General features: G+C 36.8%; 19 protein-coding genes. 6 read left to right on the forward strand and 13 right to left on the reverse strand.

Annotation, left to right across the window (positions count from 1 at the left end; all coding sequences use genetic code 11):
• Positions 1-62: 62 nt before the first annotated feature.
• The 3 genes from NSQ95_RS17135 to NSQ95_RS17145 form a co-directional block, all read right to left on the reverse strand.
• The gene (locus NSQ95_RS17135) at positions 63-377 is read right to left on the reverse strand and encodes a multidrug efflux SMR transporter (RefSeq protein WP_340881784.1); all 315 of its coding nucleotides are present in this window, start codon (positions 375-377) and stop codon (positions 63-65) included.
• Positions 377-706: a quaternary ammonium compound efflux SMR transporter SugE gene (sugE, locus tag NSQ95_RS17140; protein WP_340881782.1), complete on the reverse strand. Its 330-nt coding sequence runs from the start codon at positions 704-706 to the stop codon at positions 377-379. The genes NSQ95_RS17135 and sugE overlap by 1 nt, the downstream gene beginning before the upstream one ends.
• Positions 707-767: 61 nt before the next feature.
• Positions 768-1,505, reverse strand: a complete 738-nt coding sequence (locus NSQ95_RS17145) for a hypothetical protein (RefSeq protein ID WP_340881780.1) — start codon at positions 1,503-1,505, stop codon at positions 768-770.
• A gap of 201 nt (positions 1,506-1,706) precedes the next feature.
• Here NSQ95_RS17145 and NSQ95_RS17150 point away from each other — a divergent pair, with 201 nt between their 5' ends.
• A complete protein-coding gene (locus NSQ95_RS17150) occupies positions 1,707-2,888 on the forward strand; it encodes an FtsW/RodA/SpoVE family cell cycle protein (protein ID WP_340881779.1) in 1,182 nt (393 codons plus the stop codon).
• Positions 2,889-2,952: 64 nt separating this feature from the next.
• Here the strand turns inward: NSQ95_RS17150 and NSQ95_RS17155 are convergent, their stop codons facing one another.
• Complete coding sequence (locus tag NSQ95_RS17155) at positions 2,953-3,090, reverse strand: Lmo0850 family protein (protein ID WP_251553339.1); 138 nt, start codon at positions 3,088-3,090, stop codon at positions 2,953-2,955.
• A 173-nt stretch (positions 3,091-3,263) separates the two neighbouring features.
• Between NSQ95_RS17155 and NSQ95_RS17160 the strand changes: the two genes are divergently transcribed.
• Positions 3,264-3,677 (forward strand): CBS domain-containing protein, encoded by a 414-nt coding sequence (locus NSQ95_RS17160; RefSeq protein ID WP_340881777.1) that lies wholly within the window; start codon positions 3,264-3,266, stop codon positions 3,675-3,677.
• 237 nt (positions 3,678-3,914) lie between these two features.
• Positions 3,915-5,078: an MFS transporter gene (locus NSQ95_RS17165; RefSeq protein ID WP_169360966.1), complete on the forward strand. Its 1,164-nt coding sequence runs from the start codon at positions 3,915-3,917 to the stop codon at positions 5,076-5,078.
• An 87-nt stretch (positions 5,079-5,165) separates the two neighbouring features.
• Here the strand turns inward: NSQ95_RS17165 and NSQ95_RS17170 are convergent, their stop codons facing one another.
• On the reverse strand, positions 5,166-5,519 hold the full coding sequence (locus tag NSQ95_RS17170; RefSeq protein ID WP_340881775.1) for a VOC family protein: 354 nt from the start codon (positions 5,517-5,519) through the stop codon (positions 5,166-5,168).
• 134 nt (positions 5,520-5,653) lie between these two features.
• Positions 5,654-6,955 (reverse strand): MFS transporter, encoded by a 1,302-nt coding sequence (locus NSQ95_RS17175; RefSeq protein ID WP_340881773.1) that lies wholly within the window; start codon positions 6,953-6,955, stop codon positions 5,654-5,656.
• A 148-nt stretch (positions 6,956-7,103) separates the two neighbouring features.
• Here NSQ95_RS17175 and NSQ95_RS17180 point away from each other — a divergent pair, with 148 nt between their 5' ends.
• Positions 7,104-8,324 (forward strand): helix-turn-helix transcriptional regulator, encoded by a 1,221-nt coding sequence (locus NSQ95_RS17180; protein WP_340881772.1) that lies wholly within the window; start codon positions 7,104-7,106, stop codon positions 8,322-8,324.
• Positions 8,325-8,398: 74 nt separating this feature from the next.
• Here NSQ95_RS17180 and NSQ95_RS17185 read toward each other — a convergent pair whose 3' ends face one another.
• From NSQ95_RS17185 to NSQ95_RS17200, 4 genes are read right to left on the reverse strand one after another with little or no spacing between them, the layout of a single operon-like run.
• Positions 8,399-9,997 (reverse strand): aminotransferase class V-fold PLP-dependent enzyme, encoded by a 1,599-nt coding sequence (locus NSQ95_RS17185; RefSeq protein ID WP_340881770.1) that lies wholly within the window; start codon positions 9,995-9,997, stop codon positions 8,399-8,401.
• A 15-nt stretch (positions 9,998-10,012) separates the two neighbouring features.
• Entirely contained in the window at positions 10,013-11,122 is a 1,110-nt protein-coding gene (locus NSQ95_RS17190; RefSeq protein WP_340881768.1) for an ABC transporter permease, read from the reverse strand.
• Complete coding sequence (locus NSQ95_RS17195) at positions 11,119-12,393, reverse strand: ABC transporter permease (RefSeq protein ID WP_340881766.1); 1,275 nt, start codon at positions 12,391-12,393, stop codon at positions 11,119-11,121. The genes NSQ95_RS17190 and NSQ95_RS17195 overlap by 4 nt, the downstream gene beginning before the upstream one ends.
• 11 nt (positions 12,394-12,404) lie before the next feature.
• A complete protein-coding gene (locus NSQ95_RS17200) occupies positions 12,405-13,334 on the reverse strand; it encodes an ABC transporter ATP-binding protein (RefSeq protein WP_340881764.1) in 930 nt (309 codons plus the stop codon).
• A gap of 188 nt (positions 13,335-13,522) precedes the next feature.
• On the opposite strand from NSQ95_RS17200, the gene cls reads away from it, so the two are divergent.
• Complete coding sequence (gene cls / locus NSQ95_RS17205; protein ID WP_340881763.1) at positions 13,523-14,977, forward strand: cardiolipin synthase; 1,455 nt, start codon at positions 13,523-13,525, stop codon at positions 14,975-14,977.
• Between the two features lie 77 nt (positions 14,978-15,054).
• On the opposite strand, the gene NSQ95_RS17210 is transcribed toward cls, so the two are convergent.
• Positions 15,055-15,948: a M15 family metallopeptidase gene (locus tag NSQ95_RS17210; protein WP_340881760.1), complete on the reverse strand. Its 894-nt coding sequence runs from the start codon at positions 15,946-15,948 to the stop codon at positions 15,055-15,057.
• A gap of 169 nt (positions 15,949-16,117) precedes the next feature.
• On the opposite strand from NSQ95_RS17210, the gene NSQ95_RS17215 reads away from it, so the two are divergent.
• Complete coding sequence (locus NSQ95_RS17215) at positions 16,118-17,269, forward strand: MFS transporter (protein ID WP_340881759.1); 1,152 nt, start codon at positions 16,118-16,120, stop codon at positions 17,267-17,269.
• Positions 17,270-17,501: 232 nt separating this feature from the next.
• On the opposite strand, the gene NSQ95_RS17220 is transcribed toward NSQ95_RS17215, so the two are convergent.
• Together NSQ95_RS17220 and yidC are read right to left on the reverse strand one after the other, a co-directional pair.
• Positions 17,502-17,747, reverse strand: coding sequence for a hypothetical protein (locus NSQ95_RS17220; protein WP_251553334.1), 246 nt, complete (start codon positions 17,745-17,747; stop codon positions 17,502-17,504).
• A gap of 502 nt (positions 17,748-18,249) precedes the next feature.
• Entirely contained in the window at positions 18,250-19,017 is a 768-nt protein-coding gene (gene yidC / locus NSQ95_RS17225) for a membrane protein insertase YidC (RefSeq protein WP_169361374.1), read from the reverse strand.
• Positions 19,018-19,043: the final 26 nt, after the last annotated feature.

Genomic DNA, 19,043 nt, shown 5'->3' on the forward strand with positions numbered 1-19,043 from the left:
CACTTTGACCTCCACGTTTTGGTATTTCTATTTTATCATTTCTCGTATCTATACATGAATTGTTAGCCAAATAGTTTTAGACCAACAACTCCACATATAATACAGCTTAAAAAGAATAATTTTAGACGGCTTTTCTTTTCGTTAAACAAATACATACCGATCAATACACTTCCTGCTGCCCCAATTCCAGTCCAAACAGCATACCCTGTACCTACAGATATATCTTTAAGGGCTAAGGAAAGTAAAAAGAAACTTAAAGATGCCGTAATAATAGTAAGTATAGAGAATTTCTTATTTGTAAAGCCATTAGAAAGCTTCATACAAACTACAAAACCAACCTCAAAAAGACCAGCTACAATCAGTATAATCCATTCCATTAGTCTGCCTCCTCTGTATCAATCAGCTTTAAACCAACGATACCGAAAAGCAGCAGACATAAGAATACGACTTTACCTGCATTTACTTGTTCATTGAACCATAAAATACCTACTACCGCCGTGCCGGCAGCTCCAATTCCCGTAAATATAGCATATGCAGTTCCAATCGGAATCGTCTTCATCGCCTGTGCAAATAAAAAAAAGCTAATCACTAGAAACATTATGGTGATAATAGAAGGGATAAGCTCTGTAAAACCATGAGCTTCCTTTAACCCAATTGCCCATATAATTTCAGTTAAGCCTGCTACTATAAGTAAAATCCATGCCACTATTTATCACCTCATATACATAATAGACGCTTTTGCAACAGAATGTAGCAAAAGCGTCCTCTTATATTTCTATTAAGAAATCATATGGTCTTTTAACATGGTGCTTAATATCCTCTAGCACCTCGTCAGGAAAAATATTTTCCGGTAAGCAACGAATTTCAATTCCATAATTAGTCTTATCCACGCGGAACAAAGACATGAGAACACCGTCTTCATAAAAATCGGTGTACCTTTCCACAGTTGCAGAGGACAACTCTGGCAATATAATATTATTCTTTTTTCTCCAAAATGCAGTAGATTTCGTTTTTTCTTTTATCACTTGATTGAATAAGTCAGCGATTAAACCGTAAAAATCCTCTATATCTCGAAAATATATTTTAGTAATATGCTCATCTTCATCGGTCAAATAGACAAATCGATTTTGAAGGTGATGATAAAATGGTGATCGAAACGCTTCTTTTTTGTGTGCTATATATAAAAGCTCTGCTTGTTCTTGAGGAGTCAGCAGATTTAATCGTCGCTCATCTGAGAAATCCAAAAAACAAAGGGAAGTAGGTTTTTCAGAGGACTCCTTTAAAAAATGCCCAAATTGATTTTCCCCTATAAAGTCCATTTGTGTATGGATATTAAAAGAAGCATCTTCGTAACGATGCTTTAACAACAAAAGGGAAGACAAATTAGCAAATTTTAAAAATAGTTGAACTGAAATACCACTAAATAATGTGAAATGCTCTATCTCATTTGCATGAACGTATAGATGAGTTAAATAGTCATCTAAGTCTCTCTCTTTTTTAGCCACTGAATTTTCACTCCTCATATAAGATATATATTAGCATAATTTTATTTAAACGAAACAACTGTTTTTGTAATATCGTCTATATTACTCACAAGCCAAAAAAGAGTATTTACGATATAATAGAAAAAGTGTGTTTCCTTCTATATAAGAGAATGGAAATGAAACAAAAAATTGTATATTTAGAAAGAAATCTAGGTGATTTTTATGGAAAATAAAAAAGGCTTTGCTGATCGCTTCGATTGGACATTAGCTTTTATTTTATTATTATTTCTGATCGTTAGCTTACTAGCCATTTCCTCGGCTCAGACTACAGGTCAATACGCGGCGTATAACTTTGTATCCAAACAGCTTTTTTGGTATGTTGTTGGGTGCGTTATTATTGGGATGGTTATGTTTTTTGAGCCAGAACAATACAAAAGAATGGCATGGTATATATACGGAATAGGAGTTTTCCTTTTAGCCATTCTTGCTATCCTACCAGAGAGCATGGCTTTAGTATCACCACGTAATGGAGCAAAAAGCTGGTTCCATTTACCAATAGGGGACATTCAGCCTGCCGAATTCATGAAGACCTTTTATATATTAGGTTTAGCACGCCTTATTACCTATCATCATGAACAGTATGTGATGAAAACAGTTAAAACAGACTTTATTCTATTAGGGAAAATTGGTATAACCTTAATTATCCCGTTAGCTTTTATCATGCTTCAGCCCGATTTAGGTACTTCGTTAGTTTTCTTAGCAATTACTGCTGCATTAATCGTCGTAGCAGGTATTACATGGAAAATTATTTTACCTCTATTTTTAGGTGGGCTTGGAATAGGTGGACTCTTTTTGTGGATGGCCTTGTATGCACAAGACTTCTTGGCTAAATATTTTGGCTTCGACCCTTACCAATTTGCACGTATTTATTCATGGATAGATCCATATTCATATGCTTCCAATGAAGGAATGCATCTTATTACAGCTTTGAATGCAATTGGTTCAGGAGAAATATTCGGTAAAGGGTATGGAGAACGTGTTGTGTATGTACCGGAAAATCATACCGACTTTATCTTTGCTGTCATTGGAGAGGAATATGGATTTGTTGGTGCTAGTATAGTAATAAGTCTCTACTTCCTACTGATCTATCACTTAACTAAAATAACCTTACAGCTCAAGGATATGTACAGCACCTATGTATGCGCTGGAATTATTGCCATGATCACTTTCCATGTATTTGAGAATGTTGGAATGACTATTCAGCTCCTGCCTATAACGGGTATTCCACTACCATTTATAAGCTACGGAGGTAGTTCCTTGATGGGTAATATGCTTGCTATCGGTTTAGTCTTTAGTATGAAGTTTCACCATAGAACATATATGTTTGCTAAGAATGAAGATTAAGCGACAAATATAAAAAAGAGTGACTGAAGCATTCGTTTTAACGAGGCTTCAAGTCACTCTTTTTTTAGGATTGCACATGTGGACTTTGTGCGGGTGGTGATAAAGCTTTAAGTATTTCAAGCCTAGATTTTGTCATTGTAACAGTCACACCAAGTTTTGATAGATTACTTACAATTTTCTTTAAATCAACTTCCTTAGCCAATCCACCTCAGTCCCTTCCATTTATTATTACGAATATATATTTAAAAGGTTTCTTTTATTTTATTTATTTTTCTCTATCCTATAATACCACTTTTTACATGGCCTAAACCTTTCATTTTTATTACATATTTTACGCATTTGTAAACCATCATAACCTCTAAAGGAGTGATATCGATGATTGTACAGGATGTAATGAGTAAGCAAGTGGTTACGTGTAGCCCTAATGATTATGTAAACGAAGTTGCGGAACAAATGCGTTCATTGGATATCGGTTGTTTACCAGTAGTAAGCAAGAAAAAGCTTGTTGGAATGATTACAGACAGAGATATTGTAACAAGAGCAGTTGCTAAAGATGTCAAATGCACGGTAGAAAACATTATGACTAAAACCGTTATCTCAGTTTCACCTCAAGACTCTACAGCTGAAGCATCTATTTTAATGGGTAAACATCAAGTCCGCCGACTCCCAGTAGTAGAAAATGAAGAGTTAGTAGGCTTTGTGTCTCTTGCTGACTTAGCATTTCCTTTTCCACATATACAAGAAATCTCCGAGGCTATACAGAGTATATCCGAACCAAGGAGTTATTAAACTGATCTTAGCTAGTTCACTTCCCTGATAATGTGAGTAGGGAAAACTACCTGGTAAGATCTGTCGCCATTTTAAAATTTACACAAAAGATTATAAATTTCTTCAGCTGGTAACATTCTTGATTAAACCTTGATATTCCTGCTTTTATTCACCAATTTATCTTCACCTATTTCGAGGTGAAAATTCCTTCCGAAACAGTTATTATAGAGGGTAAGGTTTGAGAAAGCAGGTTTGACAATGAAAAAATCACTTTTTATATTAATGTCCGTTCAATTTCTTGTTTATCTAGGTTTCGGGATTATTATTCCCGTACTACCTGAGGTTATACTTCAGGAGAACTATAACGAGGTTCATGTAGGAGGTCTACTAACAGTCTATGCTTTAGCTTCCTTTTTCACTGCTCCTCTTTGGGGAATGCTTTCTGATCGGATTGGACGTAAAACACTTATTCTAACAGGATTAATCGGCTTTAGCTTAAGCTTTTGGTTATTCTCCTTATTCTTCGATTCATTGGTAATGCTTTACCTTTCTCGTGTAGTCGGTGGACTATTTTCAGGTGCGCTTTACACTGCGGTAACTGGCTTTATAGCAGATCTATCCGATGAGGAAAACAGAAATAAGTATATGGGTTTCATGGGAATGTCTATTGGTTTAGGTTTTATATTTGGACCAGCAATTGGAGGTATTCTAGGTCATATTAGCTTGGAAACTCCATTTATCGTCTCAGCTATTCTATTGTTAGTCATTTTTGTTTATGCGTTAATCATTTTAAAAGAACCAGCTCGTACTGGTGAAGCCAATAAGCGAACGATTCTTCCTAGAGGCGCTTTGAGCTTATGGTCCTACCGTATAAAATACTTATTCCTCTTTTCTTTTATGGTTACCTTCCTACTTGCTGGCTTGGAGGCAACTTTTCAGTTATTTCAAATTGAAAGAGTAGCTATAACACCATTACAAATTGGTTATCTGTTCATGTTCAGCGGCTTTGTCGATGCAGCTATTCAAGGTGGAGTTGTACGACGTATCAAGAACGGAACGGAGACAACTTGGCTTCTTTATGCACAAGTAGTAACAGCTATAGGGTTGGTCATGACAGTTTTTACGACTAATATTTTTTGGGCGGGACTATCCCTTTGTGTTTTCACAGCAGGTAATGCACTTGCCCGAACAACCATTGTATCCCTTACCTCCAAAGAGTCAGGTGGTCGATATGGAACTGCAGCTGGGATGACTTATTCAATGGATAACCTCGGCCGCATCATTGGTCCTCTCTTGTTTGCATGGTTGTTTACGAAGCAGCCAGATAATATTTATGTATTGTCGGGGATTCTTGCGATATTAGCAATAGGTTTAATTTTCGCGTATCGTAGATCAACTAAAACGTTAAAACATGGGCTTTAAAATTAACTGTTAGGATAGTGCCCACAGAGCAAATAAAGGCATTGTAAATGTAAATTTACAGTGCCTCTATTTGTATTAATCTCAAATTTAACATTTACATATCATTAAAGTATTTCCATCAGGATCCTTAAAATTAAAATAATGATTATGTTCAATTTTAGTAAGAAGAGTTACCCCTTTATTCTTCATATATTGAAATGCTTCTTCAATATTTTTAGTATTGAAATGAAAGGCAGGTATTTTGAATATTATATCCTCTGAATAAATTTTACTATCTAATACTATCCCTGTACCTTCCATAGGTAAAACGTAAAGATGACCAAATTGAATATCTCCGTCTATTTTTATCCCCAAAATATCGCAGTACCAATCTCTAGCTTGTTCTATATTCCTTACTGGAATAAATACTGTTCCTATTTGTTTTAATATAGGGCTATTCAAAGAAACACTCCTTTTAATATACTGTGAACTCCCCGCCAATTAACACCCTTGAAGTGGGTGCTCATTGTAATCGCCACTTTTATTAGTTGTCTTAATGGACCAACTTAACCCTCTTTGTTCCACCAGAGCGGATTTCATTCTGGCTGAGGGTCTGGAGTAGTCTCCACTTTCCCTTTCGCAAGCTCTGGATGTGCTTTTCTAATAACCGATGGCCTTGCAAGCACTAAAACGGTAGCTATTAATAGAACTCCCGAAGTAATTAGGATAAGCTCTGCAGAGAACACATCATACAGAAACCCAAAAACAACCATCCCAAGTGGCATTAGAGCCATTGACCCTGTCTCTAAAATAGAAAATACGCGGCCTTTATAATCATCATCTATTGTCTTTTGCATCATGACCATTATTGGTGTATTAGTGACCATCATAGTCACTCCAAAAACAAAGAGGATTATAATATAAAATACCACGGTCCCAAAATAAGACATGTTCATTAGTAGTGGCGTCGCAATTGATGCCAATAAAAACCCTGTGCCCACTATGCTCCATTTAGAAACAAAAAGAGGGTATTTTAACTCCTTCGTACTTGAGAAGTAAATAGACATTAACAGCATTCCAAGAGCAAAGGCCATTTCTGTATAACCAAAATGAACTGGATCAAGCTTTAATTTTTCGATTAGGATAAACGAATATCCAACCTGAAAAGCCCCAAACAAAAAATTCACTATTAAAGAAATGAAAATAATTATTTTTACCACAGGCTTTTTCATTAAATATTTAAAACCTTCTTTGATGCTTTGTAGCATCGACTCTTTAGGAGCCCCTTCCACCACTTCTTTTCTTGTAGCAAATAATTTAAAGTTCATCGTAGATTCTAAGACTACCGCTATTATAGACGCTGTCAAATAAATACCTAAAAACACCAGCATAGTCACAGTTCCATATAATATTCCACCTACTGCTGGGCTTCCAATTGTCGCAAAGGAAATAGACATCTGATTTAATGACATCGCTTTTTGTATTCTCGCTTCATCTACTAGTCCCGTCATAGAAGAACTAAATGTCACCCCCGAAAACGTTGAGGTAATGGATAAGATGACCGTTGTTATATAAATCGCGATCAATGACAATTCTGCATTTATACTGAAGATTAATAAGCCACCTATTGCCAACGAGCTGGCAATTTGAGCTCCAATAATAATTCCTTTTCTAGAGTATTTATCAGCAGCATACCCCGCAAAAGGAGCAAGTAGAGTTCTAGGCAAAATACTACATATTAGGTTTGTTGCGAAGCTTGTGGCAGATCCAGTTAGCTGTAGAATATAAAAACTGATAGCAAATGCATAAACTTGAGCGCCAAAAATCGATATGAGCTTACTAATGGTGAATGTCCATAAATGATAAGTAGCTTTTTTCAACTTCACTATTTCTTCCATAATTATTTCCCCTTTGTTTAGCTTTTTCTTTCTATTTGTTCTGAAAAAACTAAAAGTTTAATTTTATTAAACAAATAATATCATATTCATTCTTCCATTTCAACAAAAAGTTTAATATAATTAAACTAAAGATAAAAGAGGTGAAGCAATGCAGACGCTTGGAGAGCGAATACGTACATTGAGAAAACAACAAAAGATGACTCTAGAGGCTCTTGCAGGTACCGAATTAACTAAGGGAATGCTCAGTCTAATAGAAAACAATAAGGCTAAGCCCTCTATGGAAAGCCTTCAATATATCGCTAAACAGTTAAACGTAGATGTTTCGGAGTTACTAGAGGAAGTAAGCGGACAAGAATTACGTGTAGTTTTAGAGAAAGCCGAGATTCTTTTTAATACACACTACGATGTTCTATCAGATGAATATGAGCAATTAATACAATTAGTAGAACCGTACTTGCCAAAGATTGGTCAGGGGTATGAATCAGCGCGTTTGTTAGAAATGTACAGTCGTTGTATGTACCAAGTACATAAAAAAGACTGGGAAGAACCATTAAACCAAGCTGCAGATCTTTATGAGAAGTTAAATATCACTTCAAGACGAGCTAAAATAGGAATTGTACGAACAGCCGTAAAATTTCAGGAGCATAAATACGAGGAAGCTTTAAAAATCCTTCAACGGGAACGTACTTACTTAGAGGATACAGGAATTTGGATTGACCCTATCTCTCGACTAGACTTTGACTATGTAGAGACTGCACTATACTATGCAATCGGTGACCATGAATCTGCGCTGAAGCTAATGGACCAAGCGATTGAGTATTCTAAAGAAAATAAAACGTTTTACCATTTAGATGACCTCTATAGAATCGCTGCTGCCCATGCAATGATGCAAAAAGATGAGGAAAAAATAGAGTACTATGTAAAGAAAATAGAGGCATATGGAGTCTTTGCAGATGATCCAGATGCCGGGCGCTTCTCTTCTTTTATGAAAATTCATTACTTGAATTCCTATACACATGAATATGAAGAAGCAGAGAAGCTATTCCAAGCCTATACTTTAGAAAAAAATAAGATATTTACCCCCTACTTTGTTTTGGAGAGAGGAAAAACCTTATTTGGTTTAAAACAATTTGACGCTGCAATTGAACAACTAGAAGAAGTCGTTATTCAGGAGACAGTCGGTCACCCTATTGATTTGTCCATTTTTTACGAGAAGGATGCTTATCTAGCATTATGCTACAAAGCGAAGGGACAGAATGAAAAAGCTAAAGAAGCTGTTCAAAAAGCATATGACAATATAAGTAATATGCCCGCCACTCCCTATAAAACATTCATCCAGCAGACTTATAAACAAATTAATTCTGATTAAAACTTTCCATACCTACATAAGTAAGGCTCATTGTAACCAATGTTACAATGAGCCTTATTTAATGTTGCGTTCATTTATTCACAGGTACTTGATTCAAAAAGCGACTTACTTCTTCCTTCATGATATAGGCGGTAATTAGCAAACCAATTTATAAATTTTGTCCATGCAACTTCAAAATCTGGCTGAATACAGGATATTTGAATAAGGCTTTTTTCTTTTAAATATTCACTTTTATAATGTAAATCAAAGCCTGACATTCTTGCATCCTCAGCGAGGTGTGGAAATTGGTTTTCTTGTAATGTGAATATCATAGGATATGTGTTATTTGTAAAGAGCTCTATATTATGTCGTTTAACTTCCTCTTCAATATACATCCATCGTTTATGTAAAAGCTTATATCTTTCCCCATTGTCATAGGCCATTAAGGCATTTTCTAGGCTATGGATAAGTTGGGATGGCATTGTAAAGGGTACGTGAGAGTTTGTCGTTAAGCCTATGTCTAAATAGGCAGGGATACGCTCACAGGAGACTATTTCTGAATTGGCAAAGACAAAGGAAAGTCCGCTCATGGTACCTATTGCCTTTCCACTGACCCCTGTAGTCAAATATAATCCTTCCATAGAGAATGGGAGAGAACCAAACGAGCTAACACAGTCAGCACAGAGCAATACATTATAACGACGGCAAATGTCTTTCAGTTCTTCTAATTCATTTAGCATCCCTGTCGAGGTTTCCCCATGAACCATTAGTAGCCAGCTATAATTTCCAAGCGCAAGTTTTTTTTCAATGGCCTCTAAATCATATGCCTGTCCCCAATCATAGCTAACCACGTTATAATCTAATCCCCAACGTAATGCCTGTTTTTGAAGACGCTCTCCAAAAGCTCCATTCGTTAAGATTAGACCCCTTTCATCCAACACCTTCAATTGAGCAATCATTGCTTCATTTGCTAAAGTACCGGTCCCAACTAGTAAGTGAACGTATTTAGCACCACTCAACTCGTTTAGCCTATGCTTAACTCGATCGAGCATTACCTCAAATTGATGAGAACGATGGGTGAGTGGATCTTCCTGAAAAGCATTTTTGATTACATTAACCTGATGAACAGGACCGGGATAAAAAGAATACCTTTTCTGCTTAAAGCGTGCAGCGACCGAATTATCAAAGCGCTCTCTCGTTAATACCATTGGGACAAATAAAGCATCCTCTGCTCCAATTGGATTTGCAAAAGGCTCAAAACCAAGTTGATTATACAGCTTTTGCTCTCTTACTGTTCCCGAAATAACGGCCGCTCCATATCCATTTTCGTATGCAAAGTCAGATAGTGCTCTAGCTAAATAATAAAAAACACGCCCATTCCGATGCTTTTTATCTACCGCTAGTAAACGAACCTCACAGAGTGCCCCTTTTAGAGCATCCTCTGGGAGATAATTTTCTACTGGTCCAAGCTTCTTGTCTAATGAGAATGGACGCTCCGCTCTAAAGGCTACCATTCCCGCAAGCTCTTGGTCTTTTAATACAATCACATAAACGTTTTCATGGTGAAAAGGATCTACTCTCATTCCACTTGGATCTTTTTCATGTTGCGGAATTTCTTCTACGAATGTTTCATAATTTAATTTTGCTATAGCTTCAAATTCTTCATTTGTTCTCGCTATTTTGCACCAGTACATTTCCATTCCCCCTTTTTACTCACTAGAATGGCCACGTTCTGCTTTCTTTTCTAATAAATATATACCCCCTGCTATAAACGTAGCCGCCAATAAAAGCATCATCCATAGGTACGCTGATACAGCACTTAAGGTTTCCCCATAAATGGTAACTCTTTTTAATGCTTCCATCGCGTAGTAAATAGGAGACAGCCATTTCATATTCAGTAACCCTTCTGATTGAACAATTTCAAGTGGCCAATATGCCCCACCTAACATAGCGAAAGCTACAGCCAGCAAGGAAACAATAACTCCACTTTGACTAACAGTTTTGGCTAGTGAAATGATTATTAAGGATATCGCCAAAACTAATAATACATAAATACTCGATATAATAATTATTTCCGAGAATGCTCCATACATATTAGTTTTCACGATAAATCGGAACACTAATAAAACTAAAAGCATTTGCAAAAAACCAATTAGAAAGCTAAAAGATAAATGCCCGAAATATAATTTAGTCCGACTAATAGAAGCTAACTTTAGACGATTCCACACTCCTGTTCGTTTATCTTCCAATATAAATTGAACATTTGTTGAGATGGTATAAAATACAAAAAAGAGCATATAACCAAATAAACTTTGTAGAGCTCCATCATATCGAAAAGTTTGCTTTTCATTCATAGCACGAATCTCGATTTCGAAAGCTTCCTCATCGTCTAAAATTCTATTCATTTCCTTCCACTTATCCCTACCGCCAACTTCTACTATTCTTTTCTCAAAGGCAATTTCGTTATATGCAGCTTCTATTATTAAAGATACATTTCTAACGACATCTGTTTCTGCACTACTCAAGACTGTATACGTAGACTCTGTAAGCAACACTCCTATTAAGTCAGGGTCTCCCTCTATCTTCTCTTCCAACTCAATTTTAGACAGTGGAAGAAAGGAATAATCCTCTAAAGATTTTAATTTATCTAATACGTCACTACTTGTTTCGGAATTATCATTAGTGATAAAAATTGCTTGCTGGCCACCTACACCACCACTGAGAACATATGCGAGGACAACTGTCATAATGGTCATTGTTAGAAGAACCAACGGCTTTCGCTTTAAATTTTGAGCCCTTGCAATCCAAATGCCCTTCATGATGTCACACCTCTTTTAGGAAATACTATAATGGACAAGCTGACACATATTAATAGGCCAATATATAGCACATACATCTGTGGCCATATCACACCAACTGAATCCCCGGTTTGAATAGAAAGAATTGCTTTCATTGTGGCTCCGTTAGGGGTATAGCCACCAATGTCACCAAGCGTCTCGGATACATCACTAATTTTAAAGAAGGAGCCTCCTAGGAAGGAGAAAATAGTAATCACTAATCCATTAAACACATTAGCAATACCTTCAGTTCCCGTTTTAAATTGTAAGGCGGTTAAAAGTGCTGAAAGTCCCCCGATAAATAAGCTGAAGCTAACGACTATTACAATCATAGTCTGTATGCCAACCCAGTCTATTCCCAGCACCAGGCTTCCATAAAGCAATATGATCGCCTGTTGCAGTAACGCTACAATTGCCCCTGTTATAAATATAGAAAGAGAGTAATAGGTTGAGGATACCCCTGCTAAAAGGATTCGGTCATAGACCTTCCAATATACTTCCTGTAACGCAAATCCTGCCAAAAAGGAGGGTATATAAAGAGCAAACATTACTAGCATTCCCACAGAGTAATAAACGGAAGATGGAATAGTACGTTCTCCCTCATTCATTAAATGCTCTAATTTTTGTACTGCAATTGTTTGACCCATTACTTCGTTTGGAGTTATACCCACTTTATTTAACGCCATTGACTGGCTAAACCCTTTTTTCCACTCCTCAAGAATTGAAACAATTATAGATGCCCTTATTTCATTCTCTTGATTTAATAACAACTCAAAACTCGGCTTATTTCCTTGGTCAAAATAAGATTGTTTAATATAATCTAATCTGAAATTATCAGGAATGACTAAGATACCATCCACATTATTACTCTTTCTTAAATCTTCTAGATTGGATATATCATCGTTAGTTGTTTTTACATATTTCTCCATTTCCGTAGAGAGGAGAATTGAATTTTGCAAAACATTAGTAGGATCGTTTTCTTCAAACGTTTGCAATAGAGTATTAAGAGTTGACCCTTCCAGTCCAGACTCTTTTAGAAAGGCTGTAATAGATGCCTGTTCCTTCTCCCAGCTAGTTTCATCTATAATTACCAAGTGAGCCTGAATAGCAGAAGATCCGTCTGTATCCATGATCCCCGCCAAGGCTGATGATAAAATAGTAATCAAGATAATAGGCATAGCTAAAAGGATAATAAGCGGCTGCTTATTACGAATAATCACCTTTAGTTGCTTACTAATTAAGTTTAAAAGCATTCTATTTCCTCCTAGTCTCTCAAAGCTCTTCCTGTTAAATGTAAAAAAACATCCTCGAGAGAAGGAATTTTAACTACTGCAGAAGTAATCGTCACTTCATTTTCGGCAGCAACTGCAAAAATACTTGATAATGGCTCCATAAACTTAGAAAGAGATACTAAAAGCTTTTCTTCTTCCCTGTGGATGTTAGCAGTTGGAAAATGCTTCTGTAAGCTTTCCTCAAATGCAACTGAAAGCGAATGACCCTTTAACTCAATTGTTTGTTGGTCGGAAACTAAAGACTTTAATTCCTCTTTTGTTCCCGATGCAATAATTTCACCTTGATCCATAATGTATATCTTTTCGCAAAGCAGCTCTACCTCTTCTATATAGTGACTTGTGTAAAGTAACGTCATACCTTCCTCTACAAGCTGCTTTACGGCCTCTAATATGTAAGCACGAGACTGAGGATCTATTCCTACAGTAGGCTCATCCATAATGAGAAAGGAAGGCTTATGCAGTAAAGCCGCTCCAATGTTAAGTCTACGCTTCATCCCACCGGAAAAGGTTTTTACTCTGTCCTTTCTCCGGTCACTTAAACCAATCTTTTCAAGCACATCCTCCACCCGTGTTTCTAAATCTTTTCCTTTCAGCCCATAAATTCGTCCAAAAAACTCTAGGTTCTCTTTTGCTGTAAGCTCTGGGTACAAGGCTATTTCTTGAGGTACCACCCCTAAATTCTTACGAAGCATTTGAGGATTCTCCTCAATGGAAGTCCCATTCCAAAGAACAGTTCCACTCGTAGGTTTCATTAATGATGAAAGCATGGATATAGTAGTTGATTTTCCTGCTCCATTCGGACCTAACAGTCCAATTGATTCTCCTGCGCCAAGCTCCAAATTTATCTTTTTCACTACTTCTTTTGCTTTAAACTTCTTCTGAAGATTTTTTGCTTGAAGCATTTTTCCCATCTCCTTAAGTCTAAATTCCCACCTTGATTATATCAGACTATTCAAACACCTTATATGTATATTTCATTTTGCTAATTACTTATGCTTATAGGTTTACTCAATATGTTACAATTCTTCTTTCTTTTAACTAAATCGGCTATACTAGAAAAGACAGACATAAAAGGGTTGGGGGTGTAATTTTGGCTGCAAGTATATACGGTTTTGTTGGTACAGGCATACTAATTTTAAATATTTCTTTGGCAATCGCCTTAATATTTTTAGAGAGAAGAGATGCGTCCTCCACCTGGGCATGGATTTTAGTTCTATTCTTCATCCCTATCCTAGGTTTCGGTATTTATTTACTGTTTGGAAGAAGATTGCGACGCAAAACCCTTTTTCGCTGGGAAGGGAAAAGTAAAATAGGTATCGATAAATTAATTGAGTTTCAAATGGAAGCTATTGAAGATGAATCCTTTGATTTTAGATTAGATGACGCTAGTCATTACAAAGACTTGATTATTATGCATCTTAATAATAACCATGCCGTTTTAACGCAGGATAACAAAGTAGATATCTTTACAGACGGGCGTGAAAAGTTTGATGCCCTCTTGTTCGATCTAGAAAACGCAAAGGACCATATACACATTCAATATTATATTTTCCGTTTAGATAATTTAGGACAAGAGATTTATAAGGTTCTACTAGCAAAAGCTAAACAAGGAGTAAAGATTCGCATACTGTATGACGATACAGGCTCTCGCTCTTTACGAAAGCGACACTTTCATGAACTCATTAAGCTAGGCGGACGCGTGGAAGCATTCTTTCCATCCATTCTTCCATTGATCAACCCACGGATGAATTACCGAAACCATCGCAAAATAGTAGTCATTGATGGACGAATTGGTTACATAGGAGGATTCAATGTCGGTGATGAATACTTAGGTAAGAAAAAGAAATTCGGGTACTGGAGAGATACGCACCTTAGAATTGAAGGAAGCTCCGTTCATCCGCTCCAAACTCGTTTTATACTCGATTGGAACCAAGCTTCTGCAGAACACGATATCGAATATTCCGATCGTTTTTTCCCAGCTATCCCATTGAAGGGTTCTGTTGGATTACAAATTGTTTCGAGTGGACCTGATTCTGAGTGGGAGCAAATTAAAAATGGTTATTTAAAATTAATCATGATGGCTAAGAAATACATTTATATTCAGTCTCCCTATTTCATACCAGATGCTAGTTTTATGGATACTCTCCGTGTAGCTTGTCTTTCAGGCATAGACGTAAGAATTATGATACCTAACAAGCCTGACCATTTATTTGTATACTGGGCAACCTATTCATATGTTGGAGAGCTTATCAAAGCTGGGGCAAAAGTATTCATTTATGAAAATGGATTCCTACACACGAAAATGATTGTTATTGATGATGAAGCTTCTACTGTAGGTACTGCAAATATTGACGTTCGAAGCTTCAAGTTAAATTTCGAGGTAAACGCATTTATTTATGACAATGAAACTTCCCATCAATTAGCGGAGTTATTTGAAGAGGACATGAAGCTTTCTACTGAACTTACATGGGAACTTTATGAAAGCCGGTCGACTATGATTAAGTTTAAGGAATCACTTGCTCGACTGATATCTCCAATTTTATAAAACGATGATTGATAAAAGGACATTAAGCCATTGTCTTAGTACAAGAAAAAGATCCCACGAATGATGGGATCTTTTTCTTATATGCCTAAATATTCTTCTAATGTTGTATTTGCTTCATATATTTTAGCTGCATGGTCCAATCCTACATATCTAAAATGCCAAGGCTCATACATATACCCTGTAATTTTTTCTTTTCCATTCGGAAAACGCATAATAAATCCATATTTATGGGCGTTAGAAGCTACCCATTGGCCAGCTGGCGTCTCTCCAAAGCTCTCTCTTGCGAAGTGCTGCTCAAAGTGTAATTCTCCAATATCGAATGCAAGCCCGGTTTGATGCTCAGAGTATCCTGGGCGAGCGCTATATCGATCTGCAGCTTCCACTCCATCATTGCTCACATATCTATTATATAGCTGCTGTTGATAGTCAAAAGAACGATATGTACTAAATGCTACTAATTCGTAACCGGAAAGCCTTGCTTCAGCTGCCATTGCTTCGAATGCTTGTCTTGCTACTTCGTTTTCCCCAGGCGCATAAGTGGCAGGTAGGGGATATTGCTTGCTTGCTATTAAAATTCCATCTACATAAGTAGGCTCGGCAGGTAAAGTTTCATTGCCTACATAGCCTTTTGCCCCTGAACGATCTACTTCTTCTATAGGCTCCTCTACAATTGGAGGCTCCTCTTTTACTGGATCTTTTGCTTCCTCTATTACTTGCGTTGGTTTCTCTAGTTCAACCTCAGGTTTTTCTTCCTGAACTGTAATACCTAACGCCTTTAAACTTTTATCTATATTCCAATCATTTATACCAATCCATCCCACGGCACTTACAACTATTAAACCCAAAATAATACTAACTACAATTTTTGGCCACTTTCTTTTCTTTTTTGCCTTCATTAAACTAAATCTTGATTGCATCCCTTGCTCTTCCTTCTTTCCAATTAGCGATATTACTAGTTTAACATTTTTCATAGAACTTATCCCTAATCAAATTAAAATGCTTTATAATGTTATTAAACTCGTTTCAAAATTGTAACTTATGCGAAAATAAAATCGCACCAAAAATTAAATCTAGACAGTTATTACAGCTAGTTAACTTATTTACTTAGCTTTAATAAGTCGAAAGTAAAGAGGTCATTCTATGAAGTCTCAAAAATGGTTATCCATTAATTTTTTCACGTTCTTCTTCACATGGGGAGTGTTTATGCCCTATTGGACCGGTTATTTAACCAACGCTAAAGGCCTTAGTGTCACCTCTGCTAGCGTTATTATGGGTGCCGGAATGCTTGCAAGAGCCTTTTCCACATTCGCCTTATTCCCACGAGCTACTAGTAAGTATAGTATGCAGAAGGTGCTTCGCTTGCTCGCGTTACTTTCTTTTGCAGCACTTGTTTTATACATACCCTTTAATTCTTTCTATTCTTTGTTAACTATTACTGTTTTGTTTAGCTTAATCTATCCTAACTTATTACCTGCTATGGAGAGTAGTGCATCCATTCTCATGCAAAAGGATAAAGTTCACTATGGAAAAAGCCGTTCGTTTGGATCAGTCGGCTTCATGGTAGCCCTGTTGTTTATCGGAGGAGTAACTGCTATATGGGACGAGCAAGCAATACTCTGGACGATGCTAGCTGCACTTGCAATTATCATGTTGACCTACTCTAGACCAATGCCAGCCTCTTTGAGTGAAATACCCTTGAGAACAACAAAAGAAAACTCAGTTAAATGGAAAGAACTTTTTACTTCTAAACAATTTATTATTATTTTAACGTTAACTGTACTTATACAGGGGTCTCACGCATCATATAATAATTATGGATTTATTTATCTTCAGGATATCGAAGTCAACAGCCTTTATATCGGAATCATTTTAAATGTTGCTGTTATATTTGAAATTGTATTCTTTCTTATTGCTGACAAGTTATTTTCAAGTAAGAAAATATCTTGGATGTTTCTCTTAGCCGGGATCGGCGCCACCATTCGTTGGATTGGAATCTATCTATTTCCATCAGTTTGGATGTTTATCCTCACTCAGGCACTACATTCCGTTTCTTTTGGAGTTGCACATTATGCCTTTATTCAATATATATCTAGAACACTAGACAAAAGACTCATACCTGCTGCCCAAGGAATTTATGCTGCTCTATCCATGAGTTTAAGTAGTGCCGTCCTAACACTAGCTGGTGGTTATTTATATGACATAGAACCAAAACTAGCCTTTTTAGGAATGGCATTTTGCACGGTTCCAGCTATTATACTCATTGTTCTGTCTAGAAAAAAGTTTAGCTATTAAATTTTAAAGAACTTTAAACAAAACAAGAAAAGCGCAAGCGCCTATGTCTGCCCCGACAGGCAAATGGAGAAAAGCGAGGAGGCAGTTCCTCAGCCACCGGAGCTTTTATCCATTTGACCCCGAGGGGCAAGGTGGTGGAGCTAGACATCAATTTATCCACAGATTCAAAACTTTATAATTTCCTAAACAATAAAGAAAACGTGAAATCATCTACACATGATTTCACGTTTTTTTAGGTAATTGTTAGAAATAATACGAGTACAAATAGGACAGCGAAAACGATTGCCATTGTTTTCATCCATTTCGCCTCTCGTTCATGCCCTTTTTCCTTAAATACAATAGCTCTGTAACCATTACTTAAGACAAAGATAAGAGTCATAAACAAAACAGCTAAATTTATATCTCCTTTTATAATAAATACTAAAGAAGCAATACTAACAGCTACAATTAAAATACCAAATATCCAATTTCTTTTCATACGAACACCTCTATTTATTTAATGCGCAAGCAGTCTGTCTCTGACCCGACAGGCAAATGGGGAAAAGTGAGGAGGCAGTTCCCCAGCCACCGGAGCTTTTTTCCATTTGACCCCGAGGGGCAAGGCTGCTTGCGCTGGATACCATTTAATGCGCAAGCAGTCTGTCTCTGACCCGACAGGCTAAGCATTGACCCAATCATTATAACTTTTTCATAAGAAAAGCGAAACCGCCTATGTCTGCCCCGACAGGCAAATGGAGAAAAGCGAGGAGGCAGTTCCTCAGCCACCGGAGCTTTTATCCATTTGACCCCGAGGGGCAAGGCGGTGGAGCTAGACAACAAGAAAAGCGAAACCGACTATGTCTGCCCCGACAGCAAATGGAGAAAAGCGAGGAGGCAGTTCCTCAGCCACCGGAGCTTTTATCCATTTGACCCCGAGGGGCAAGGCGATGGAGCTAGACATTAAAAAAAGAAGCTCTTTTTACAAAAAGCTCCTCTCTCTTTTATACAGACTCTTCTGCTTTTTCTGGATGGTTCGAATAAAATTTACGACCTAAATATGTTTGGAATATTAACAAGATACCACCTACAGCCCAATATAGCGGTAATGCTGCCATAGAACTGAACGAGATGAACATAATCATGATCGGTGAAATATAAACCATCAACTTCATTTGTTGTTGCTGTTGCTCAGGCACTGTCCATAGAGAAACTTTTGCTTGTGCAAAATATACAGCCCCAGCAATAAGCGTCATAGCGATATCAGGTGACCCCAAGTTATACCATAAAAATTCGTGTGATTTTATATCTGCTGAATATAAGATCGCAAAATATAATCCCATAACTATTGGCATCTGAATCAACATTGGTAAGCAACCCATGTTTAGTGGATTCACATTATGCTTACGGTATAAGCCCATCATTTCTTGTTGTAGTACCATCTGTTCTTCTTTTGATTTTGTTTCTTTTAGCTTCTTTTGAATCTCATCCATCTCTGGTTTGAGCTTGTCCATTTTTTCTTTCATACCTTGTTGATTCTTATAATTTTTAAGCATCAAGGGCATTAAGGCTAAACGAATAAGAATAGTAATAGCAATGATTGCCATCCCATAACTACCGTTAAAAATGTCTCCAAAAAATTCAATTAAAAACTCAAAAGGTCGAACAAATATATTGTAAAAAGTGCCTTCTTTGTTTTCTATTCCTGAACAGCCACTTAGTAGGACTGTTGCAAAAATAAGGATAGTGAATAAACTGATTTTCTTCTTCATCGCTTCACCTTCATTTTTCAAACTAT

The organism is Psychrobacillus sp. FSL W7-1457, from assembly GCF_038593405.1.
GTDB lineage: Bacteria > Bacillota > Bacilli > Bacillales_A > Planococcaceae > Psychrobacillus.